The sequence below is a fragment of the Achromobacter deleyi genome (assembly GCF_902859705.1).
GTDB classification, from domain to species: Bacteria; Pseudomonadota; Gammaproteobacteria; order Burkholderiales; family Burkholderiaceae_B; genus Achromobacter; species Achromobacter deleyi.
Genome location: NZ_CADIJO010000009.1, coordinates 198,640 through 220,170 on the forward strand (window position 1 = coordinate 198,640; position 21,531 = coordinate 220,170).

Genomic DNA, 21,531 nt, shown 5'->3' on the forward strand with positions numbered 1-21,531 from the left:
TCAGTCCAGCTTGATGCCGGCCTCGTCGATCACGGTTTTCCATTTGCGGCTTTCGCTGCGCATCATGTCGGCCAGCCTGTCGGGTGGCCCGCCGGCGATTTCAAAGCCCATCTCGGACAGCTTCTTCCTGGTGGCCTCGTCCTGCAAGGCCTGGTTGAACGCCCGGTTGAGCGTTTGCACGATGGCCGCGGGCGTGCCGGCGGGCGCCAGAAAACCGTACCAGCCGATCAGTTCGTACCCCGGCACGCCGGATTCCGCCACGGTGGGCAGGTCTGGATAGGCCGCCAGGCGTTGCGCCGTGGTGACCGCCAGCGCGCGCAGCTGGCCGCCTTTCACCAGCGGCATGGCTTCCGGCAGGATCGCGAACATATAGGTGGTCTGGCCGCCGATCAGGTCCTGCAGCGCGGGCGCCCCGCCCTTGTACGGAATGTGCGTGGCGCGGGCGCCCGTCATGCGCTTGTAGAGCTCGCCGCCAAGATGCGACGGCGTGCCGGCCCCGGCAGACGCATAGTTGACGGTCCCCCCTGCCCCGCCCGGCTTGAGCAGGGCCGTGAGTTCCTGCAGGGTCTTGGGCGCGGCGGCCTTGTTCACCACTACCAGGCTGGGCAACAGGGTCGCCAGCACGATCGGGCTGAAGTCCTTCTGGGCGTTGTACGGCAGGTTGGCGTACAGGCTCTGGTTGACCGACAACGCCGTCGAGGTGCCCAGGAACAAGGTGTAGCCGTCCGGTTCCGACTTGGCGACGTAGGCGGCGCCGATATTGCCGCTGGCGCCAGCCCGGTTTTCCACGATGACAGGCTGGCCCAGGGCGTCGCCCACTTTCTGGCCCAGGGCGCGGGCCAGCACGTCGGTCGAGCCGCCGGCCGGGTATGGCACGATCAGCCGGATGGGCTTGTCGGGATAGCCCGCCGCCAGCGCCGTCGCCGACGCCATCGTGGCCGCCAGCATGGCCCCCCGGGCAAACTGCAATGCAATGCGCTTCATTTTTTGTTTTCCCCTTGCTACGTTGAAAGAAGCTGCCGCCCTCAAGAGCGGTCAGCGTGCTGCAACATATCCCTGCAGGCGGTCCTGGCGCAGGCCGGCGGCATCGCGTTGGGCCGCCGGGCCATAGCCGCCGCCGCCCGGCGTGCACAGGGTGACCTCGTCGCCCGGCTGCAAGACGTGCGTACGCCGGCTGTCGATGGCCTGGCCATTGATCAGCACGCGGCCCAGCGCGCCGGGTTCGCCGCCGCCCAGCCCGGGCGCAGCCACCTTCAGCCGTTCGGTCAGGAAGACGATCGACAGCGGCGTGTCGTGGGTGCTGACGAAACTGATCTCTTCACCCAGGCCGCCGCGGTGGGCGCCCTCGCCGCCCGAGTCCTGGCGCAGCGTCTTGCACCGGAACATCAGCGGCGCTTCGCGCTCGGCCACCTCGATGGGCGTGGCCGAGATATTGCTGGGCCAGGACATGACGGACGCCCCGTTCTTGCCCGCCGTGGCCCCCATGCCGCCGTTGTAGAACAGCACGGTGGCAAAGGGCTTGCCATTGGCGCGGGTGCCGCTGAGATTGGCGATCCACAGGGGCGAGCCGACCCCGGCCATGACCCGCTGCGGCAGCACCGGGTACAGCGCCCCGAAGATGACGGTGGGCACGTAGTGTCCGGTGCAGGCGCGCCCGCCGACGGGCGCCGGCATGCGCGGGTTCAGGATGGTGCCTTCGGGCGCCACGGCGCGGATCGGGCGGAACAGGCCGTCGTTGTTCGGCAGGTTCGGCAGCAGCAGGCACTTGATGGCGTAGACGGTCATGGCACGGGTGTAGGCCAGCACGCAATTGATGCCGCGCGGCTGCTGCGCCGAGGTCCCGGCGAAATCGCATTCGATCTCGCCATCGCCGATGCGTACGTTCACCGCGTAGCGAAAACGCTCGTCAAAGCCGTCGGTCTGCATCTCATAACGGTATTGCCCGGCGGGCAAGGCACGGATCGCGTGGCGCATCGCGGCCTCGCTGCGCTCGAACAGCGCGCCGGCCAGGTCGTCGATGCCCGGCAGGCTGTATTCGCGCAGAATGTCCTGCAGCCGCGTGCCGATCAGTTCCACCGCGCCCACTTGCGACCAGATGTCGCCCACTGTCTGCTCGGGGGTGCGCACATTGGTGCGGATCAGTTGCAGCAGCGTCTCGTCCGGCTCGCCGGCCGTCAGGAAACGCATCAGGGGAATGTGCAAGCCTTCTTCATACAGCTCGCGTGCATCCACCGAGCGGATCTTGCCGCCGATGTCTGGCACGTGGGCCGCCGTGGCCGAAAAGGCCACCAGCGTCTCCTGGTGGAAGATCGGCTTGACCAGGCTGACATCGTTCAGATGCCCGGTGCCGATCCAGGGATTGTTGGTGATGAACACATCGCCCGGCTGCATGGCGCGCGGGTCGAAACGTTCGATCACGGCCTGCACCGTGCGCGGCAAGGTGCCGATGAACGAGGGAATGCTGCCGTTGTTCTCGGCCAGCGCGCGTCCGGCCGAATCCGTCAGGACCACGGCGAAGTCGTTGGCTTCGGTCGACAGCGTCGAAAAGGACGTGCGCACGATCAGCTTGGCGGCTTCGTTGACAACCGAGCGTACGCGGGTCCAGAACACTTCCAGGAAGATGGGGTCGGCGGCCGCCGCCAGGGGGGTGGGTTGCAGGTCAGGCATTTACGGTTCCTCAATCGTGATCACGAGATTGCCGGTGGGCAGTTGTTCCACCTGGCCCTTGGGGCCGACGACCAGCGTCGAGCCGGCGTCTTCGATTAACATCGGGCCGCGGGCCTGGAAGCCGCTGCGCAGCGCGTCGCGGTCGTAGACGGGGGTATCCACATAGGCATCTGCCTCGTGGAAGTACACCGGGCGGCGGCTCTTGGGCTCGGGCGCCCCGCCCTGCGCCAGCGCTTGCCATTGCAAGGCCTGGCGCGGCGGCGCTTCGGCCGTGACGCGCAGGTTCATCAGTTCCACCGGCACATCGGGCGGAATGCGGCCGAACTTCTCGCGATAGCCGGATTCGAACGCCGCCACCAGCGCGGCGCGCAAGGCCTGCGGCGTGCGGGCGCCGGGGCCTGCATAGGGGCCGTCCGGCATGCGCACCGTCAGGTTGAAGCCCTGGCCGGCATAGCGGCCGTCGGCCTGGCGGGTAAGCGCGACGGGGCCAAACGTGGCATCCAGCGGCGCCAGCGCCTCGCGGGCCTGCGCTTGCAGGTCGGCGTAGGCGGCTTCCAGCTCGTCCAGGCTATCTTCGCCCGGACGCATGCTGACCGTGCGCGATCGGTCGGCGCGCGCGGGCGCCACCAGCAGGCCGTAGGCCGACGCCACGCCGGCAGCCGGTGGGCAGAGAATGGTCTTGACGCCGATCTTCTGCGCCACGTAGTAGGCATGCAGCGGTCCGCCGCCGCCCGTGCACAGCAGCACGAAATCGCGCGGATCGCGGCCGCGCTCGGCCACGTGCACGCGCGCGGCGCCCGCCATGTTCTCGGCCACGATGTCGTGCATGCCCCAGGCGACTTCCAGCGCCTTGCGCTGCAGGCTGGCGCCGATGGCGCCCACGGCTTCGCGGGCCAGCGCCGGGTCGATCGCGACGGTACCGCCGGCAAAGTAGGCGGGGTTCAGGTAACCCAGCAGCAGGTTGGCGTCAGTGACGGTGGCTGCCTGGCCGCCGCGCCCATAGCAAGCCGGCCCCGGTTCGGATCCGGCGCTCTGCGGTCCCACTTTGAGCAGACCCAGCGCATCCTGGTGGGCGATGCTGCCCCCGCCCGCGCCGATCTCGATCAGGTCGACCGTGGTGATGCGCACGGGCAGGCCGCTGCCTTCGGCAAAGCGCTTTTGCCGCGCGGCCTCGAAGCCGAACGAGATCGACGGACGGCCGTGTTCCACCAGGCACAGCTTGGCGGTCGTGCCGCCCATGTCGAAGGCCAGCAGGTTTTCCTGGCCGTCGCGCAAGCTGTAGTGCGCAGCAGAGATCGCACCGGCCGCCGGCCCCGATTCCAGCAGTTCGATGGGTGTGCGCTTGGCCTCGTCGATATGCGACAGCCCGCCGTTGGACAGCATCATCAGCACCCCGGCGCGCAAGCCCAGGTCGGCCAGCCGGGCCTGCAGCGTGTCCAGGTAGCGGTTGGCCAGGGGCTTGATATAGGCGTTGGCCGTGGCCGTCGACATGCGCTCGAATTCCCGCACCACCGGTGCCACATCACACGACAGGGTGACGGCCAGGCCCGGAAACGCATGCCGGACGATCTCCAGCACCTGGCGTTCGTGCGCATCCGAGGCATAGGAATGCAGCAGGCATACCGCCAGGGATTCCACCCCCTGCCCCACCAGGCCGGCGACCGCGTCCCGGACTTCGGCGGCATCGACCGGGGCGATCTCCGTGCCGGCGGCATTCATGCGCGCCGAGATCTCGCCGCGCAGGCGGCGTTCGACCAGCGGCGGCGCGGCTTCGAGGGTCAGGTCGTACAGATCGTATTTGCGTTCATGGCCGATCTCGATCACGTCCTTGAAGCCGCGCGTGACCAGCAGGCCCGTGGGGCTGCCCCGGCGTTCGATCAGCGCGTTGGTGAAGAGCGTGGTGGCGTGCACCACGCGGGCGACGTGCGCCGGGTCGATGCCGTTGTCGCGGATCAGGCGGGCCACGCCGTCCGCCACCCCTTGTGCCGGGTCGCCGTGCGTGGTCAGCACTTTCAGGCTGTGCAGCCGCCCCGCCCCGTAGTCCACCGCGACCACGTCCGTGAACGTGCCGCCGATATCGATTCCCACCGCCCATGAATTCACTGCTGTTCTCCCGAAACGTCTGAGTGACGGGAGTCATGATAGGAATCGGCCTACTTCAAATCCAATGAAAAATTGAGAACGATTATTCGTTCAAAACGATAAATCAAGGCCCCACATACCGCGCCCGCGGCCGCACCAGAAAGCCTGCCAGGCGCTGTTCCAGCGCGTGTGCGATCCAGCCTGCGGTGCGGCCCAGCGCCATCACGGCGCCGGCCGCGCCCGCGGGCGCTTCCAGCGCCAGGCATACGGCCAGCAGGCCCAGCGGCAGGTTTGGCTTGAGCGACAGCCGCGCCTGCGCCTGGTCGATGCAATGCAAGGCGGCGGCGCCCTGCCCGCCTGGTGCCACCACCTGGCGGGCGATGTCCATCAAGAGACGCGCGCGCGGGTCGCCGGCCGGGTACAGCGGATGGTTGTAGCCGGCCAGCGGGCTTTTGCGGTCGATGCGCGCGGCCAGCAGCGCGAGGTATCTGTCGGGGTCGTTGGCGGTCTGGCGCAGCATGGCCTCGGCTTCGTCGCAGCCCACGCCGGTGAGCATGCCTTCGAACGCGCCCAGCGCCGTGGTGACGCAGGAAAAGATGTCGGACCCGGCCGATGCGGCGATGCGCGCGGCAAAGGTGGCGGGCGCCAGTTCGTTGTCGGCCGACAGGATCAGCGCGGCATTGATGGCCCACAGCGCGTCGGCGTCTGTGCGCACGCGCAGGCGGTCGGCCACGAGCGCGGCAATGGCCTGCGGCCGCTGGCTCAAGACGTATTCGGGCTGCTCGCCCAGCAAGCCCAGGGCCGCCGCCATGACCTGTACCAGCTGGCGGCCGGCCAGTGCCGGGGCGCCCAGCGTCAATTCGGGATGCTTGCCCAGGCTGGCGGCATAGGCTTCGACCACCACGGCCAGCAGGCGCCGCGACGGGTTGCGGCCCGCGATGCCGGCGATGCCCGCGCTGAGCGCCTGGAACTCCGGTCCGGGCGCAACCGGCTGCCACAGCACCGACGCGTCCGGCAGGATGCCGTTCCAGAGCAATTCGGCGCAGTCTTCGAACGGGCGTTGCGAGGCGGCCAGGTCGGCGGCCAGGTTGCCGCGATAGCGCGGGCCATCGGGGCCGATGGACGTGATGGCGGTCTGCATGATGGCGCCGCCGCCCCAGCGGATGACGCGTTCGGCGCTGACGCTGTCGCCGCGGCTGCGGCCGCGCGCGCCCAGGGCTTCAAGGTCTTCGACGAAATAGAGATTGCCCTTGCCGCTGGCGGCCGGCACGGCGCGCACCCAGCCGCGGCTGACATAGGCATAGAGCGATTGCAGCTTGACGCCCAGCATGGCGACCGCGGTGGCGGCATCGACCAGCTTGTCGGTGGACTTGACGTTGATTGGCTCGGTGCGCGGCTTCTTGATGCTGCCGGGCTTTTTGGCGCGGGGCTGCTTGCCGGTGGATGCGGGTGCCGCCATGGTTTCCCCAGGGATGAACGGGCGTCTGGCCGAATGAGCATTGATTGTAAATCAATCTATACGAGCATTGATTGCATATCTAAGATCCACTCATCCGCAAAGCGTCCGTCGGCAAGCGCCCCGGGCCCTGCACAAGCGGCACCCATAAGAATCCAAGGAGACAAGCATGTGGATCATCGAACCCGTGGCCCCGGTACGGGCGTCGGCGGCATGGCGGCGCATCGTGGCACTGATGGTGCTGACCGCCGCAGGCACGGCCCAGGCGGCCTACCCGGACCATCCGGTGACGCTGGTATCGGCCTTTCCGGCCGGAGGCAGCACCGACGTGGTCGCGCGGCTGCTGTCGCCGCGGCTGGGCGAGCAGCTCGGCACGTCGTTCGTGGTGGAAAACCGGGCAGGCGCGTCGGGCAATATCGCCAGCGAATACGTGGCGCGATCCAAGCCGGACGGCTACACCGTGCTGGTCGGCAACAACACCATGACGATCAACGCGGCGCTGGGCGTGCGGCAGAATTTCGACCTGCAAAAGGACTTGCAGCCGATCGCCGCCATCGCCGTGACGCCGGTGGCCCTGGCCGTCAATGCCGACCTGCCCGTACGCACGGTGCAGGAACTGATCGCCTATGGCCGGGCGCATCCGGGCAAGCTCAGTTTTTCTTCCTGCGGCAACGGCACGGCGCAGCATTTCGCCGGGGTGGAATTCTCGCATCGCGCAGGCATCGATATGGTGCATGTGCCCTACAAAGGCTGCGCGCCGGCCTTGAACGACGGGCTGGGCGGCACGGTGCCGGTGATGTTCAACGCCATCACCAACATCAGTCCGCAGGTCAAGGGCGGGCGCATCCGGCTGCTGGCCGTGGCCACCAAGGACCGCGTGCCGTTCTATCCCGACGTGCCCTCGATTGCTGAGCTGCCGGGGTTTGAAGGGTATGACTTCTCGGTCTGGCTGGGCGTGTTCACAGCGGCCAATACGCCGCCCGCGGTGGCCGATGTGCTGCGCAAGAAAACGCTGGACCTGGCGGCGTCCGCAGAGATGAAATCGGCATTGACCGATCGCCTGTTCGTGCCGGTGTCGCTGGACGGCGACCAGCTGCGCCAACAGATCGCCGCCGAACTGGTCAAGTGGAAGAAGCTGGCCGACCAATACCATATCACCGTGGACTGAACTGCGATGCGCCCGACGATTCCTCGCTTGCAGATGGCGGACTTCACGCCCGAGCTGACGCAGTACCTGACGCCGCGCGTCGCACGGCTGGGTTACCTGGGCGAGCTGTTCCAGGTGGCCGGCCACGCGCCGGACGTATTGCTGACGTTCATGCGGTTCACGGACGCGCTGAAGGCGGCACTGCCCGACAACCTGGCCGAGACGGCGGTACTGACCACCGCCACGCTGATGCAGAACGCCTACGAACGCAACCAGCACGAACGGCTGTGCGTGCGCACCGGCTTGACGCGCGACTGGATTCGCGACGTCGAGCGCCTGGAGCCGGATGCGCCGTCGCTGCTTTCCGACGATGAGCGCGCGGTGCAGCGCTATGCCATGGCCGCCGTGCAGACGCGCGGCTTGCAGGCACAGGCGGTATTCGACGAGGTGGCGAGCCGCCTGCCCGCGCCCCAGGCGGTGGCGCTGGCCATGCTGATCGGCCGCTACGTGACCCATGCGCTCGTGGTCAACACCCTGCAGCTGGCGCCGCCCGTGCCGTCCATCTGGGATGACGGCTTTGGCGCGCAGCCCGCTTCCCCGACCTTTTAGGAACAATATGATGTCCCCTCCCCTCTGGATCAGCGAGTCCCAGGTGACGCAGCTGCTGTCGCTGGAACAGGCCATCCCCGCGCTCGAACGCGGCTTGCGGTTGCAGGCCGAGGCCGCTGCGGCCAACATGGCCAAGACCATGCTGCAGTTCGACCGCAATAACCTGCACGCCCTGGGCGCGCGGGTGGGCGATTACGTGGGCACCAAGACCTGGGCACACACCCAGGGCGGCACCTGCCCCCTGCTGCTCTTGTGGCACGCCGCCGACGGGCAGCTGGCTGCGGTGATCGAGGCCTTTGCCCTGGGCAATCTGCGTACCGGCGGCACGTCGGGCGTGGCGACCGACTGGCTGGCGCGGCCCGATGCCCGCGTGATGGCGCTGGCGGGCACCGGCAAGCAGTCGCTGTCGCAGGTGGCGGCGGTGCTGGCGGTGCGCGAGATCAACGAAGTCCGCGTCTACAGCCCCACGCCCGCGTCCCGCGATGCCTTTGCCGAGCGCATCTCGCAGGAATTCGCCAGCCGCGGCGTGCGCGCCCGCAGCTGCGCGACCATGGCGCGGGCGGCCGAAGGCGCCGACGTGATCACCCTGGTCACGCGGGCCGACGAGCCCTTCCTGGATGCTGCCATGCTGGCGCCCGGCGCGCACCTGAACGCCGTGGGCGCCATTGCGCCCGACCGGGAAGAATTCACGCAGGATGTGTTCGACCGGGCCGCCGTGGTGGCCGTGGACGACCTGACCAGCGTCAAGAACCTGTCGCGGGAATTTCGCAGCCGCTACGGCGATGCGCAGCAAGCCGGCTGGAACGGCGTGACGCGCCTGGCCGATCTGGTGCTGGCCGGCCGGCGCCGGAATGCGGGCTGCGACCTGACGCTGTTCAAGGCCATGGGCATGGGCATTTCGGATGTCGCGCTGGGCATCGACGTGCTGGTGCGCGCCCGCCAGGCCGGCCTGGGCCAGCCGCTGGCCGTGCCCGTCAAAAGCAAACCCCGTTTCTTTGGCGCAGCCGATGCGCCGTCATCAGCCTCTTCTGGAGTACGAGCATGAATCCCTTGCGCCGCGAATTCGATCGCGTGAACGGCCGCTTTCTCGACCTGGGCGGCGCCGCGCCGCAATCGCGCAACACCCAGTGGGCCCCGATCGTGATCACCAAGGAAGAGATCGACGCCGAGGTGCAGCGCCTGGCCAGCATCGCCCTGCCGCCGTCGGGCCGCCGCGAATCGCTGATCGTGCATCCCGACGCCCGCGATTTCGCCCCAGGCATGGCGCCGGGTATCCAGGTGCGCCTGTCGGTGCTCAAGCCCGGCGAACGTACCGAGCCCTTCCGCCACAACGCCACCGAGGTGAATTTCTGCATCGCCGGTTCCGGCCGCTGCGAGGTCGGCGGGCGCAGCATCGCCTTCAAGCAGTACGACGTCTGGAACCATCCCAGCTACAGCGCCTATGCGCACATCAACGACGGCACTGACCTGCAGGTGCGCCTGACGTATTCCAACGTGCCGCTGTTGCAGTTCATGGACATCTACGTGGCCGAAAGCGAGTGGCCCGAGCCGGCCGCCCGGGCCGAGTCCGCGAGCGACCCGGCCGACCCGCGCCGGCGCAATCCGTTCGGCACCTTTCCGGTGTCGGAAGACGGCGGCCTGCTGATGCCCTACGAGACCTTGATCAATCCGACGGCGGTGGCGTCACGGCCGCTGCATTTCGCCTGGGACAAGGTCAAGCCGCAGCTGGACAAGCTGGAAGCGCTGGGCAAGGACTACATCGGCCGCCGGCTGTACATGTACTACAACCCGGCGACCGGACGGTTCAATGGCATCACGCCCAATTTCTTTGCCACCATGACCATACGGCCGCCGAAGATCGTGGACCGGCCGCATCGCCACGTATCGGCCGCCATCAACTACTACTTCTCGGGCAGCGGCTACAGCATGGTGGCCGGCAACCGGTACGAATGGAAGGCGGGCGACCTGATGCTGTCGGCGCCAGGCTGGGCCGTGCACAACCATGCATCCTATGACGACTACGTGTACGAGCTGACGGTGCAGGACCAGCCGCTGAACATCTATATGGAATCGCTGCTGTGGCAGGAAGACCTGCACCACCCTGCCCTGGTGCTGGGCAAGGAAGACGGCTTTGGCACCAACCGCGGCGACGTCAGCGCGCCGGCGGCTCGCGGGTAGCGTCGCGTGTCGATTCCCGCAGCACGCGCGCAAAGGCCTGGGCCGTGGGATTGAGGTTGTCGGCCCGGCGGGCGCAGTACAGGTCCACGTCGAAGGCGTTGGCCCGCCCCGACAGCGGCCGGTACTGCACGCCCGTGCCGCGCAGCGTGGCGGCCGATTCGGGCACCAGCGCCACGCCCATGCCGCATTCCACCATCGACAGCAAGGTGGGCAGCACGCTTTCGTAGACGATGTGCGGCCGCACATTGTGGTCGCGGAACAGGCGTGTCTGCACGCTGTGGAAATAGAACGAGGCCTCGCGCTGGAAGCCGACGACGTCCTGGCCGTCCAGCCGGGCCATCGGCACGCGCTCGTAGCGGTTCAGGGGGTGGTCCGCCGGCAGCGCCAGGATCATCTTTTCGCGGTGCACCCGTTCATATACGAAGTCTGGCTCTTCGGCGCGCGGCAGGCGGCGAAAGATGGCCAGGTCGATGGTGCCGGCCGCCAGCTTGTCGGCCAATTCGCCCGTCAGGGCGTGTTCCAGCGCCAGTTCGACGTCGGGATATTCAGCGCGATAGCGCGACAGCGCGGGCGGCAGCACCTGGTAGGCCGCCGTACTGACGAAGCCCACCGTCAGGCGGCCGGCATCGCCGCTGCCGGCGCGCCGCGCGGCATGCACCGCGGCATCTCCTTCCGCCTGCAGCCGCCGGGCGTGCTGCAGCAGCACTTCGCCGGCCCGGGTCAGCTTGACCGAACGGGTCGAGCGCACGAAGAGTTCAGCGCCCACCTGGGCCTCGAACTGGCGGATCAATTGGCTGAGCGGCGGTTGGCTGATGTTGAGCCGGGCCGCCGCATTGCCAAAATGCAGCTCTTCGGCCACCACCACAAAGGCGCGTAGCGCACGCGAGATCAGGGGCATGGCGTTTCCGGGGGCAGTTTGGCAGGGATCGGGTTGGCGGGGTCGGCTCTAGGGCGGTCGGCCCATGGCAATTAGGTCAGTATTCAACTTAATCAGCCGTTTTTATTGTATTAGACAACCCAATCGCCCATCAATAGAGTTCTCGGTGACCTCCTTTCCTTTTCATGGATCTCACTGTGAAGCCTCTCAATCAATGGACCGCCTGCGAAACGGCGGCCGCCGTCGCCCGCGGCGAGATCACGCCCGAAGCCGTGGTGCGCGCCTGCCTGGACCGCATCGCCGAACGCAACGACGTGATCCAGGCCTTCGTGGCGTTCGACCCCGAACGCGCGCTGGCCGATGCCCGCCAGGCCGCGCAGTTGCCGCAGGCGCCGCTGCGCGGCGTGCCATTCGCCGCCAAGGACATCCTGGATTCGGTCGATTACCCCACCGAATACGGCTCGCCCATCTACCGCGGCCACCGGCCTGCGGCCGATGCGGGCTGCATCGCCCTGGCCCGTCACCGCGGCGCCGTGCTGCTGGGCAAGGTCGCCACCGGCGAGTTCGCCACGCAGACGCCCAGCCGGGCCACCAATCCCTTGCGCACCAGCCATACGCCGGGAGGCTCGTCCAGCGGGTCGGCCGCTGCGGTGGCGGACGGCATGGTGCCGGTGGCGTTCGGCACCCAGACCACCGCGTCGATCGTTCGCCCGGCGGTGTATTGCGGCGTGGTGGGCTACAAGCCCAGCTTCGGCCTGATCGCGCCGGGCGGCATGAAGGCGTTGAGCCCGTCGCAGGACACCGTGGGCGTCATTACGCGCGACGTGGCCGACGCGGCCTTCTTCACCCTGGGCCTGCACGCCGCCCGCGACGTGTCGGCGGCGGCCGGCCTGCGGCCCCGCATCGGCCTGTGCCTGTCGCGGCAGTGGGATTACGCCCAGCCGGCCACGGTTGCCGCCATCGACCGCGCCGCCGCCCGCCTGGAACAGGCAGGCGCACAGGTGGAACGCTTCTGGCTGCCGCCGCAATTCGAGGCGCTGGAGGCCCTGCAACTGCGGATATTTGCCTTCGAAGCCCGCCAATCGCTGGCGCAGGAACGGCTGCACCACGCGGACCAGCTCAGCCCGCGGCTGGCGGCCAGGCTGCGCACCGAGATCGGCCTGGATGAACACGCGCTGATGCTGCAAGAGGCCGCGCGGATGCGGGCGCAGGTGAACCTGCTGTTCGACCGCTACGACGTGCTGCTCTACCCGGCGGCCGAAGGCGAGGCCGAGGCCGGATATGACTCGGCCGGCTCGCCCCGCTACGGCGCGATCTGGACGCTGCTGCACGTGCCCTGCATTTCGTTTCCGCTGGACATCGGGCCGGGCGGCCTGCCGATCGGCGCGCAACTGATCGGCCCGTATGGGCAGGACACGCGCCTGCTGGCGGCCGCCAGGTTCGCCACCCAGGCGCTGGATCTGCCGTCCGCGTCCTGAACAGATTCAACCGCAGCATCGACAAGGGGAAATACCATGCAAACGAAAAAATGGCTGGCTGCACTGGCGCTGGCGTTGCCCGCGCTGGGCGTGCAGGCCCAGGAAACGCTCAAGATCGGTGGCATCGGTCCGCTGTCCGGCGGCGGCACCGCCTGGGGCCTGGCCGTGCAGCGCGGCGTGCAGATGGCCATCGACGAGGTCAACGCCCAGGGCGGCCTGAAGATCGGCGGCCAGACCTACAAGCCGGAACTGGTCATGTACGACGACAAGTACAGCGCCACCGGCGGCCGCAGCGCGGCCGAACGGCTGGTCAACCTGGACAAGGTGAAGTTCATCATCGGGCCGATCGGCACGCCCTCGGTGATGGCGGTGGTGCCGATCGTGAACGAGGCCCGCGTCATCATGCTGTCCAACGGCTACGCGCCGGACATCCTCAAGCAAGGCGGCCAGAACGGCTACAACTTCCGCACCATGAACAGCAACGTCGAGTTCGGCCCGGCGATGGTGAAGTGGTTGAAGGAAAACCGGCCCCAGGCCCGCAAGGTGGCGCTGATCGTGCCCAACGACGCCACCGGCCAGGTCGTCATGCCCACGCTGGGCAAGGCCTACCAGGACGCCGGCTACACCGTCTGGTCGGAAAGCTACGAGCGCGGGTCCAAGGAATTCGCACCGCTTTTGACCCGGATGCTGGCCCAGGGCGTCGACGTGCTGGACCTGAACCTGAACGCGCCGGGTGAAGCCGGCCTGTTGACCAAGCAGGCCCGCCAGGTGGGCTTCAAGGGCATCATCTGGCAGGTGGGCGGCCCCGGCATCGACGAGGTCGCGGACATTGCCGGCCCCTATGCCGAAGGCTTCATGTCGTATGACGTGTTCGACTTCAACGAGCCGGCCGCGCGCCGTTTCGTCGACGCCTACAAACAGCGCTGGAGCGGCGTCATCAATGCACAGACGCCCGGCTGGTACAACTCGGCGCGCATCCTGTTCAAGGCCATGGAAACCGCCGGCACCACCACCGATACCGACAAGGTGCGGGCCGCGCTGGAAAACCTGGGCGGCTTTGACGCCGGCATCTACGGCCCGGTGGTCTGGGGCGGCGCCAAGGCCTATGGCGTGAACCACCAGCTGCTGAACCGGTTCTGGGTCACCGAGATCCGCGACGGCAAGCCGCATGCCCTGGCGACGCTGTCGCCGGCCCGCGAATAACGCGGCCCCGCCGCCCGAGGCATCGCCATGTTCTCCCTACCTGTCCTGACGCAGGTGCTGGTCAACGGCCTGAGCCTGAGCGCGATCTATGTGCTGATCGCGCTGGGGTTCACGCTGCTGTTCGGCATCATGAAGGTCGTCAATTTCGCGCATGGCAGCTTTGCCATGCTGGGCGGCTACGCCCTCTTCTATTACTTCGGGAAATGGTCGCTGCCCTATGTGGCGGCCATCGTGCTGGCCGCCCTGACCGTGGCCGCCCTGGGCCTGGTGCTGGAATGGCTGGTGTTCCGGCGTTTCTACCAGAAGATGTTCCAGAGCATGATCGGCCTGCTTGGCCTGGACATCGCCATCGTCTACACCGCGGTGCTGGTCTGGGACGTGCAGGAACGCTCGGTGCCGTCGGCGCTGAGCGCCATGGTGCAGCTGGGGCCGGCGGTCATTCCCGCCGACCGGCTGATGGTGATCGGCGTGGCCATCGCGGTACTGCTGGCGTTCTGGGGCTTCATGGCCCTTACCCGCCATGGCCTGGCCATGCGGGCGGCGGCCGAAGACATCGAGATCGCCCAGGCCCAGGGCGTGAACACGCGCCGCATCTACCAGCTGGCGTTCTTTCTGGCGGTGTTCATGACGGCGGTGGCCGGCGCCATCTATGCGCAGACGTATGCGCTGTCGCCGTTCATGGGCGAACGGCCGCTGATGGTGGCGTTCATCGTCGTCATCCTGGGCGGCATGGGCAGCATTCCCGGCGCCGCGCTGGGCGGCACCCTGTTCGGCTTTGGCGAAAGCCTGCTGTCGACATTCTATGGGTCGGCGGTATCGACCTTCGTGTCCTTCGGGGTGGTGATCGCGCTGCTGGTGGTGCGCCCGTGGGGCTTGCTGGGCAAACCTGAACGCTGAAGGACGACCATTCCATGATGCCTCATCCCCTGTCTTTGCCCGGCATGGCCGCCCGGCCGCGGCGCGCCAGCCTGGCGCTCTCCGCCGGGTCGGCCGCGCTGGCCATCCTGGGCCTGGCGCCCCTGGCGCTGGACAATCCTTTCCTGCTGGCGACCGGCGCGCTGATTCTGCTGAATGTGATCGGCGCGGTGAGCCTGCACCTGATCATCCGCACCGGCCACATCTCGCTGGCCCATGCCGGCTTCATGGGCGTGGGCGCCTATGCCTGCGCGCTGTCGGTGCTGCGGTTCGACCTGCCGCCTGCAATCGGCCTGGCCATCGGCGCGGCTGCGGCCGGTGCGCTGGCGCTGCTGGTCGGGCCGGTGCTGCTGCGCCTGACCGGCAAATACTTCGTGCTGGTGACCTTCCTTTTGGGCGAGATCATCCGGCTGGTGCTGGTCGAATGGCAAAGCGTCACCGGCGGGGCCAGCGGCCTGTCGAACCTGCCGCCCCTGAATGCCGCCTGGACGTCGCCGCTGGCGCAGTACTACGTGGCGCTGGCCGCGGCCGCGTTGACGGTGCTGCTGTGCGTGCGCCTGTTGCTGTCGGAGACGGGCCGCGCCATCGATGCGGTGCGCGAAGCGCCGCAGCTGACCGAGTGCACTGGCGTGCGCGGCCTGCCCTTGAAGGTCGGCGTATTCGTGCTGGGCTGCGCGCTGGCCGGCGTGCAAGGCGGTCTGCTGGCCTTTTTCATGCGCTACATCGATCCGTCCACCTTCGGCATGGCCGAGTCGCTGAACCTGGTGGTGATGAATGTGGTGGGCGGCATGTACAACGTGGTCGGCCCCATCCTCGGCGCGGTGTTCCTGGTGGCGCTGCCTGAACTCTTGCGCGGCTATGTCGAGATCCAGCGGATCCTGTTCGGAGTGGCGCTGATCGTCGTGATGGCGGCGTTTCCCGCGGGCATCGCCGGCCTGGCGGGCTGGTTCGGCAGCCGCCGCGCCCAGGGGAAAACGGCATGAGCGCCCTGCTGGAAGTCCAGGACATCGGCCGCAGCTTCGGCGGCCTGAAGGCGGTGGACGGCGTCAGCTTCGACGTGCGCGAAGGCGAGATCCTCGGCATCATCGGCCCGAACGGCGCCGGCAAGACCACCCTGGTCAACCTGGTCAGCGGCGTGTTGCGCCCGACCGGCGGCGCGGTGGCCTTTGCCGGGGAACGCGTCACGGGGCTGGCGACGTCGGCCCTGAGTGCGCGCGGGCTGGTGCGCACGTTTCAGTCCACCGCCGTGTACGGCGCCTGCACCGTGCGCGAGAACCTGGTGCGCGGCAGCTACCTGACGCGCTACCCCGGCGTGATGGCTGCGCTGTTCGGCTCGGCCCGGGCCCGCTTGCGGCGCGCCGAGGCGGACGCCTTGGTCGAACGCCTGCTCGACGACATGGCGCTGCGCGACGTTGCCGACACCCCGGCGGGCAGCCTGCCTTATGGCGTGCAGAAGATCCTGGGCATCGCCATCGCCCTGGCCGCGCGGCCGCGCCTGCTGCTGCTGGATGAACCGGTGGCCGGCCTGAGCGCCGCGGAAACCGACCAGGTGCGCGACGTGATCCTGCAAGTGCGGGCGTCGGGCGTCACGCTGGTGGTCATCGACCACAACATGCGTTTCATCGCCGGCCTGTGCGACCGGCTGCTGGTCGTGGCCGCCGGCCGCGAGCTGGTGCGCGGCCTGCCCGGCGATGTGCTGCGCGATGCGCGGGTGGTGCAAGCTTATCTGGGGACGAAGAATGTCACTGCTGGAATTGCGTGATCTGGAGGTGCGCTACGGCCCGGTCGCCGGCACGCGCAAGCTGAACCTGACGGTCGAGCCGGGCGAAACGCTGGCCTTGATTGGGTCCAACGGCGCCGGCAAGAGCAGCACGCTGCGCGCCGTGGTCGGCCTGGCGCGCCACTATGGCGGCGATGTACTGTGGCAAGGCCGCAGCATCAAGGGGCTGCCGGCATCGGACGTGGTCAGGCTGGGCATCGGTTTTTCGCCCGAGGGACGGCGGGTGTTTCCGTCGCTGACGGTGGCCGAGAACCTGAAGATGGGCGCGTTCGGCCGCGGCGGCGAAAGCGCCACGGCCCGGCTGGAAGAGATCCACCGCTATTTTCCCCGGCTCAAGGAACGCAGCCGTCAGGCCGCGGGCAGCCTGTCCGGCGGCGAACAGCAGATGCTGGCGATCGGCCGTGCGCTGATGAGCCGGCCCCAGCTGTTTTTGCTGGACGAGCCGTCGCTGGGTCTCGCGCCCATCGTGGTCGAACGCATCGGCGACATCCTGCTGGAGATCCAGGCGCGCGAGGGGCTGGCGTTCGTGCTGGCCGAACAGAATGCCAACTGGGCGATGCGCGTGGCCCGCCGCACCGCCATCCTGCAATTGGGCGAGAAAGTCTACGACGATCCCTCCGAGGCGCTGCTGTCCGACCCGCGGGTCCAGACGGCGTTCCTTGGCGTCTGACAGGAAACCACCCTGAGGAAACCACCATGCAGCTTCCGTATCACGACCGCTACCCGTACAGCGCCATCGTCGAACGCGGCAATTACGACTGGCCGGGCGGCAAGCGCCTGGCCGTGTACATCGGCCTGAACATCGAACACTTTGCCTTTGGCGCCGGCCGCGGCCATCACCTGGGCACCGAACTGCCGCAGCCCGATGCGCGCGGCTTTGCCTGGCGCGACTATGGCAATCGGGTGGGCGTCTGGCGGTTGTTCGATCTGTTCGACGAACTGGAACTGCCGGCCGCGCACCTGCTGAACACCGCCATTTTCGACTACGCGCCGCAGATTGCCGAGCGGGTGATGGCGCGCGGCGACGAGATCATCGGCCATGGCCGCACCAATGCCGAAGCGCAGGGCCACCTGTGGCCGGACGACGAAAAGCGCCTGTTGACCGAAGTGCGCGAGGCCATCAAGCGCCACACCGGCCAGGACGTGCGCGGCTGGATGGGGCCGTGGATGTCGCAAAGCCACCAGACGCCGGAACTGCTGGTCGAGACCGGCTACAAGTTCGTCATGGACTGGCCGGCGGACGACCAGCCGCTGTGGATGCGCACCGGCCAGGGCCCGTTGATGTCGGTGCCCTACCCGCTGGAAATCAATGATTCGCCGCAGATGCTGGTGCGCCGGCATACGCCGCAGGACTTCGAGCACATGATCATCGAGCAGTTCGAGGAAATGCTGGAACAGTCGACGCGCCAGCCGCTGGTGTTCGGCATTGCGCTGCACACCATGATCGTCGGCCAGCCCTATCGGCTGCGGTCGTTGCGCCGGGCGCTGAAGTACATCGCCCGGCATCCCCAGCGCGACCGACTCTGGTTCACGCGGCCCGGCGAGATCTACGACCACTGCGCCGCCTTGCCGCCGGCCATCCTGCCGCAGCCCTGAACGCGGCGCCTGGCTAGCCGCCCGCCCGAGCGCCGTCCAGCGGCTGGGCCGGGCGGCCCGCCAGGGTGACGCCCTGCACGCCCGCCAGGCCGAGGCGCAGCAATTCCAGGAAAGGCGCCATATAGACGGCCGGTGGGCGTTGCGGCGACCAGGCGGCCATCACGTCGCGGTGCAGCGATGGCTTGCGCAGCGGCAGCCACGCCAGCCCGTCTTGCGCGGCATCGGGCGCCACCGCCGTGCGCGGCACGATCGACAGCCAGCCCGGCTGCCGCACCAGCGCCAGCACGCTGGGCAAGGCATCGATCTCCAGGTCGGGCCGAACGTCCAGGCCATGCAGGCCGAACTGGTTGTCGATCAGCGTGCGCAGGGATTTGCTGCGCGAATGCAGCACCAGCTTGAAGCCGGCCAGCGCTTCGCCCGGCATCGCGTCGCGCCCGGCCAGGGTATCGGGATGCCCCACCGCCACCAGGCTTTCCTGGCACAGCGTCAGGCTGGCCAGATGCAGCTTTTCCTGCGTGGCGCTGAGCAAGGCGAAGTCGATTTCGCCCCGGTTGAGCCAGTCGACCAAGTCGGCCCGATAGCCGTCGCGGGCGGATATGGCGATCGCCGGATAGCGCGCATGGAACTGGCTCAGGGCGGTCGGCACGATATGCTGGTTCATCGAGGCCTGCGCGCCCAGCGTCAATCGGCCAGCCGGCTGGCGCGAGGCCTCGCGCAGCACGGCTTCGGCCTGGCGCAGCTGGTTCAGGATGGACAGGCAGACCGCGTAGAAGTCACGGGCGGCGGTGGTCGGCGCCGTGCCATGGGCCGCGCGCTCGAACAGCTGCACGCCGAAATCGGCTTCCAGCCGCTTGATCTGCTGGCTGATCGCCGGCTGCACCACATGCATGCGGCGCGCGGCGCGGGTGACGCTGCCCTCTTCGTACAAGGCCACGAAATACTGCAGTTGGCGGATATCCATGGCGTCGTGTCCGCCCTGCCCGGCTAGGCGGGGCCGCCCGGCACGATGCCCTGGGGCAGGCCGGCGACATGCGCGGCGATCTGGCCCGGGGTGGCCAGCCAGACGTCGTCGCGCCGCGCGCTGATGTGCCGCAGCACGTCGCGCAGGCGCTTGATGCGCTGGGGTTGCCCGCTGAGAAAGGTGTGCAGGGCCACGCAATATACCTGCGGAAACTTCACGGACTCGGCCAGCTGTTCGTCGAAAGCGTCGATGGCCATCTGCGCGAAATCGCCATCGCTGGCGCCGCGGTTGATGTAGGCCGGCAGGTCGTTCAGTTCCATGGACGGATATGGCATCGCAAGAATCGGGCCGTGGTCGGTGCGAAACCAGCTCGGCTGGTCGTCGAACCACCAATCCAGCATATAAGAGAAGCCCGCGTCCTTCAACAGTTCGGGCGTGCGCGGGCTTTGCGAGATGAACGGCCCCAGCCAGCCCTGCGGCGGCGCGCCCTCTTCGCGCGTGATGCGTTCGCGCACCTCCTGCAGCATCTGGCGTTCTTCGTCGGGCGCCATGTCGATCTGGCGTTCGGAATTGGTGCGGCCATGGCCCACGAATTCGTCGCCGCGCGCCCGAAACGGCGCCAGCACGTCGGGGCACACGTCATACACCGACCCGTTGACCAGCACCGCCAGCGGAATGCGGAAGGCCTCGAACAACGCCAGCAGGCGCCAGACGCCCACCCGGTTGCCATAGTCGCGATAGGCATAGCCGCGGTGGTAAGGCGCGGCCGGCGACGAGGTGAAGTCCTTGCCCGGGTTCAGCCCGAACTCGAAGGCTTCGATGTTGATTGCAAAATACACGGCCAGGCGCTTGCCGCCCGGCCAGTGGTAAGTGGGGCGATTGACGATGGCGCTGAACGGATAGCGGTCGTTGCCGGTATGGAAGGGCTTCATGTCAGAGGGCTCCTCGGGCGATATCGATGATCATGGGTGCGTTGTCGACGTGGGCGCCACGCCAGGCGACGTGGCCGTCGGGCCGCACCAGCACCAACGGGGCTTCGTACAGTTCGTGGATGGATTCGTCCGCAATCGGCGTGACCGCCAGGGGCACGCCGCGGCAGGCGGCGGCGCTGTGCAGGCTGGCCACGCAGCCGGTATGGGCGCCGGCAAAGGCCAGGAGCGCATAGCCGCGGCCGTACAGGTCCAGCGTCGAGCGCCCGGCGTCCAGCCAGGCATGCGGGGCCCGGGCGCCCGGACGCGAGGTGGGTTGGTAGCGCGAATAGTCGTCGGGCGTGGGCGGCGTGCCGTCGGGGATGCAGATCGGCGAATTCTCGTAGCGGTAGCCGACCTGCAAGCCCCACGACTGCCATTCGGTGGTGGTGGCGCGTTTCAGGTCCGCGCCGATCAGGCGGCGCTGGGCGTGGGCCTGCGGGTCGTCTTCCAGCACGCGGTCATAACGGGGCGCGGACGTCCAGGTCTGGAAATTGCGGGTCGAATAGGCGGCGTTGCGCACCGCGATGGGACGGCGTTCCAGCCCGTACGAAGCCAGCAGTGACGCCCCGCCCCACCCTCGCAGCATCGCGTCCAGTTTCCAGCCCAGGTCGACCGCGTCGCCCATGCCCGTGTTCATGCCCATGCCGCCGGTGGGCGACATGGTGTGCACCGCGTCGCCGGCCAGCAGCGCCCGCCCCATCTGGTAGCGCTGCGCCACCAGTTCGGTGCGCTTCCAGGGCAATACGGACTGGATCGTGAACGGGATGGCCGCGCCCGGCGTCTCGCCCAGGGCGCGGCGCACGTAGGCCGCCGCGTCGAAGTGTTCCAGGTCGAATTTGTCGGCCGTGCCGTAGACGGTCAGGCGCCACAGCGCATCGCCGTCGATGACCGTCAGGTTGCCCCAGGTGCCTTCCGGCCCGATCAGCAGGAACCGTTCGGCCGCGTCGCGGCGGCAGAGGCCCAAGAGGCCCGGACAGGCAAACAGGATGCTCATCGAATAGTTGATGTGCGCATTGCCGACCATGGGGATGTCCAGCTGGCGCCGCACCACGCTGCCGGCGCCATCGCAACCGACCAGGTAGCGGCCCCGGAACGTCACGGGTTCGCCGCGGGCGTGGTCCCGCGCGGTGACGATCACGTCGTCGCCGGTGTCTTCGAACCCGGTGACCTCGGTATGCAAGCGCAGCTCGGCCTGGCCCTGGCGGCGCAGTTCCTGCTTCAGGATGGGGTCCATCCATTGCTGCGGACAGCGCTGCTTCTTTTCGGGCGTCCAGGCCGGCGTGGGCATCTGCGCCATGCTGGGATAGTCGTCGCGTTCCAGCGTATGGCCTTGCAGGCTGGTGCAGAACTCGATGGACAGCGCGTAATCCTTGGGAAAGCCGCAGTCGCGCAGGCGGTCGGCCATGCCCCAGCGGCGAAAGAATTCCATGGTGCGCACCGCGATCAGGCCGGTGCGCGGATGCGCCACGGCGCCGTCGCCCTTTTCCAGGACCAGGCTGGGAATGCCGCGCCAGCCCAGGTCCAGCGCCAGGGCCAGGCCCACCGGGCCGGCCCCGACGATGATGACGGGGTAAGTCGAAGTCATGTCGAAAACCTCTCTTGAACGGAATG

The 21,531-nt window shown here is 68.1% G+C and carries 19 protein-coding genes; 11 read left to right on the forward strand and 8 right to left on the reverse strand.

The annotated features are described in order from the left end of the window. The 4 genes from HV798_RS15335 to HV798_RS15350 form a co-directional block, all read right to left on the reverse strand. Complete coding sequence (locus tag HV798_RS15335; protein WP_175192920.1) at positions 1-984, reverse strand: Bug family tripartite tricarboxylate transporter substrate binding protein; 984 nt, start codon at positions 982-984, stop codon at positions 1-3. A 51-nt stretch (positions 985-1,035) separates the two neighbouring features. Continuing rightward, positions 1,036-2,667 (reverse strand): hydantoinase B/oxoprolinase family protein, encoded by a 1,632-nt coding sequence (locus HV798_RS15340; RefSeq protein ID WP_175192919.1) that lies wholly within the window; start codon positions 2,665-2,667, stop codon positions 1,036-1,038. Further along, positions 2,668-4,770: a hydantoinase/oxoprolinase family protein gene (locus HV798_RS15345; RefSeq protein WP_175192918.1), complete on the reverse strand. Its 2,103-nt coding sequence runs from the start codon at positions 4,768-4,770 to the stop codon at positions 2,668-2,670. A 103-nt stretch (positions 4,771-4,873) separates the two neighbouring features. After that, entirely contained in the window at positions 4,874-6,208 is a 1,335-nt protein-coding gene (locus HV798_RS15350) for a citrate/2-methylcitrate synthase (protein WP_175192917.1), read from the reverse strand. Between the two features lie 166 nt (positions 6,209-6,374). On the opposite strand from HV798_RS15350, the gene HV798_RS15355 reads away from it, so the two are divergent. From HV798_RS15355 to HV798_RS15370, 4 genes are read left to right on the forward strand one after another with little or no spacing between them, the layout of a single operon-like run. Beyond that, entirely contained in the window at positions 6,375-7,373 is a 999-nt protein-coding gene (locus HV798_RS15355) for a Bug family tripartite tricarboxylate transporter substrate binding protein (RefSeq protein ID WP_175192916.1), read from the forward strand. Between the two features lie 6 nt (positions 7,374-7,379). Beyond that, on the forward strand, positions 7,380-7,961 hold the full coding sequence (locus HV798_RS15360) for a carboxymuconolactone decarboxylase family protein (protein ID WP_175192915.1): 582 nt from the start codon (positions 7,380-7,382) through the stop codon (positions 7,959-7,961). A gap of 10 nt (positions 7,962-7,971) precedes the next feature. Next, positions 7,972-9,006 (forward strand): ornithine cyclodeaminase family protein, encoded by a 1,035-nt coding sequence (locus HV798_RS15365; protein WP_175192914.1) that lies wholly within the window; start codon positions 7,972-7,974, stop codon positions 9,004-9,006. Further along, a complete protein-coding gene (locus HV798_RS15370; protein ID WP_175192913.1) occupies positions 9,003-10,139 on the forward strand; it encodes a cupin domain-containing protein in 1,137 nt (378 codons plus the stop codon). The genes HV798_RS15365 and HV798_RS15370 overlap by 4 nt, the downstream gene beginning before the upstream one ends. Here HV798_RS15370 and HV798_RS15375 read toward each other — a convergent pair. Further along, entirely contained in the window at positions 10,114-11,037 is a 924-nt protein-coding gene (locus HV798_RS15375) for a LysR substrate-binding domain-containing protein (protein ID WP_175192912.1), read from the reverse strand. The genes HV798_RS15370 and HV798_RS15375 overlap by 26 nt on opposite strands. 176 nt (positions 11,038-11,213) lie before the next feature. Here HV798_RS15375 and HV798_RS15380 point away from each other — a divergent pair, with 176 nt between their 5' ends. The 7 genes from HV798_RS15380 to HV798_RS15410 are packed head-to-tail and all read left to right on the forward strand — an operon-like array spanning position 11,214 to position 17,988. Then, complete coding sequence (locus tag HV798_RS15380; protein ID WP_246288828.1) at positions 11,214-12,494, forward strand: amidase; 1,281 nt, start codon at positions 11,214-11,216, stop codon at positions 12,492-12,494. A gap of 36 nt (positions 12,495-12,530) precedes the next feature. Further along, a complete protein-coding gene (locus tag HV798_RS15385; protein ID WP_175192910.1) occupies positions 12,531-13,697 on the forward strand; it encodes an ABC transporter substrate-binding protein in 1,167 nt (388 codons plus the stop codon). A gap of 27 nt (positions 13,698-13,724) precedes the next feature. After that, positions 13,725-14,594 (forward strand): branched-chain amino acid ABC transporter permease, encoded by an 870-nt coding sequence (locus HV798_RS15390; protein WP_175192909.1) that lies wholly within the window; start codon positions 13,725-13,727, stop codon positions 14,592-14,594. A gap of 14 nt (positions 14,595-14,608) precedes the next feature. Further along, the gene (locus tag HV798_RS15395) at positions 14,609-15,595 is read left to right on the forward strand and encodes a branched-chain amino acid ABC transporter permease (RefSeq protein ID WP_175192908.1); all 987 of its coding nucleotides are present in this window, start codon (positions 14,609-14,611) and stop codon (positions 15,593-15,595) included. Beyond that, positions 15,592-16,374, forward strand: coding sequence for an ABC transporter ATP-binding protein (locus tag HV798_RS15400; protein WP_025138693.1), 783 nt, complete (start codon positions 15,592-15,594; stop codon positions 16,372-16,374). The genes HV798_RS15395 and HV798_RS15400 overlap by 4 nt, the downstream gene beginning before the upstream one ends. Next, positions 16,358-17,062 carry an ABC transporter ATP-binding protein gene (locus HV798_RS15405; protein ID WP_369797695.1) on the forward strand — a complete coding sequence of 235 codons (705 nt, stop codon included), beginning with the start codon at positions 16,358-16,360 and terminating at the stop codon, positions 17,060-17,062. Before HV798_RS15400 ends, HV798_RS15405 begins: the two co-directional genes overlap by 17 nt. A 26-nt stretch (positions 17,063-17,088) precedes the next feature. Further along, positions 17,089-17,988 carry a polysaccharide deacetylase family protein gene (locus HV798_RS15410; RefSeq protein WP_175192907.1) on the forward strand — a complete coding sequence of 300 codons (900 nt, stop codon included), beginning with the start codon at positions 17,089-17,091 and terminating at the stop codon, positions 17,986-17,988. A gap of 13 nt (positions 17,989-18,001) precedes the next feature. Here the strand turns inward: HV798_RS15410 and HV798_RS15415 are convergent, their stop codons facing one another. From HV798_RS15415 to HV798_RS15425, 3 genes are read right to left on the reverse strand one after another with little or no spacing between them, the layout of a single operon-like run. Continuing rightward, positions 18,002-18,949: a LysR family transcriptional regulator gene (locus HV798_RS15415; protein ID WP_175192906.1), complete on the reverse strand. Its 948-nt coding sequence runs from the start codon at positions 18,947-18,949 to the stop codon at positions 18,002-18,004. Positions 18,950-18,972: 23 nt separating this feature from the next. Continuing rightward, complete coding sequence (locus HV798_RS15420; RefSeq protein WP_175192905.1) at positions 18,973-19,881, reverse strand: polysaccharide deacetylase family protein; 909 nt, start codon at positions 19,879-19,881, stop codon at positions 18,973-18,975. Between the two features lies 1 nt (position 19,882). Continuing rightward, positions 19,883-21,505, reverse strand: coding sequence for an FAD-dependent monooxygenase (locus HV798_RS15425; RefSeq protein WP_175192904.1), 1,623 nt, complete (start codon positions 21,503-21,505; stop codon positions 19,883-19,885). Positions 21,506-21,531: the final 26 nt, after the last annotated feature.

Coding starts and splice junctions, on each gene's coding strand:
- HV798_RS15335 (WP_175192920.1), bottom strand. CDS start 984: ATGAAGCGCATTGCATTGCAGTTTGCCCGGGGGGCCATGCTGGCGGCC.
- HV798_RS15350 (WP_175192917.1), bottom strand. CDS start 6,208: ATGGCGGCACCCGCATCCACCGGCAAGCAGCCCCGCGCCAAAAAGCCC.
- HV798_RS15355 (WP_175192916.1), top strand. CDS start 6,375: ATGTGGATCATCGAACCCGTGGCCCCGGTACGGGCGTCGGCGGCATGG.
- HV798_RS15385 (WP_175192910.1), top strand. CDS start 12,531: ATGCAAACGAAAAAATGGCTGGCTGCACTGGCGCTGGCGTTGCCCGCG.
- HV798_RS15410 (WP_175192907.1), top strand. CDS start 17,089: ATGCAGCTTCCGTATCACGACCGCTACCCGTACAGCGCCATCGTCGAA.
- HV798_RS15340 (WP_175192919.1), bottom strand. CDS start 2,667: ATGCCTGACCTGCAACCCACCCCCCTGGCGGCGGCCGCCGACCCCATC.
- HV798_RS15400 (WP_025138693.1), top strand. CDS start 15,592: ATGAGCGCCCTGCTGGAAGTCCAGGACATCGGCCGCAGCTTCGGCGGC.
- HV798_RS15415 (WP_175192906.1), bottom strand. CDS start 18,949: ATGGATATCCGCCAACTGCAGTATTTCGTGGCCTTGTACGAAGAGGGC.
- HV798_RS15360 (WP_175192915.1), top strand. CDS start 7,380: ATGCGCCCGACGATTCCTCGCTTGCAGATGGCGGACTTCACGCCCGAG.
- HV798_RS15395 (WP_175192908.1), top strand. CDS start 14,609: ATGATGCCTCATCCCCTGTCTTTGCCCGGCATGGCCGCCCGGCCGCGG.
- HV798_RS15370 (WP_175192913.1), top strand. CDS start 9,003: ATGAATCCCTTGCGCCGCGAATTCGATCGCGTGAACGGCCGCTTTCTC.
- HV798_RS15375 (WP_175192912.1), bottom strand. CDS start 11,037: ATGCCCCTGATCTCGCGTGCGCTACGCGCCTTTGTGGTGGTGGCCGAA.
- HV798_RS15365 (WP_175192914.1), top strand. CDS start 7,972: ATGTCCCCTCCCCTCTGGATCAGCGAGTCCCAGGTGACGCAGCTGCTG.
- HV798_RS15420 (WP_175192905.1), bottom strand. CDS start 19,881: ATGAAGCCCTTCCATACCGGCAACGACCGCTATCCGTTCAGCGCCATC.
- HV798_RS15425 (WP_175192904.1), bottom strand. CDS start 21,505: ATGACTTCGACTTACCCCGTCATCATCGTCGGGGCCGGCCCGGTGGGC.
- HV798_RS15390 (WP_175192909.1), top strand. CDS start 13,725: ATGTTCTCCCTACCTGTCCTGACGCAGGTGCTGGTCAACGGCCTGAGC.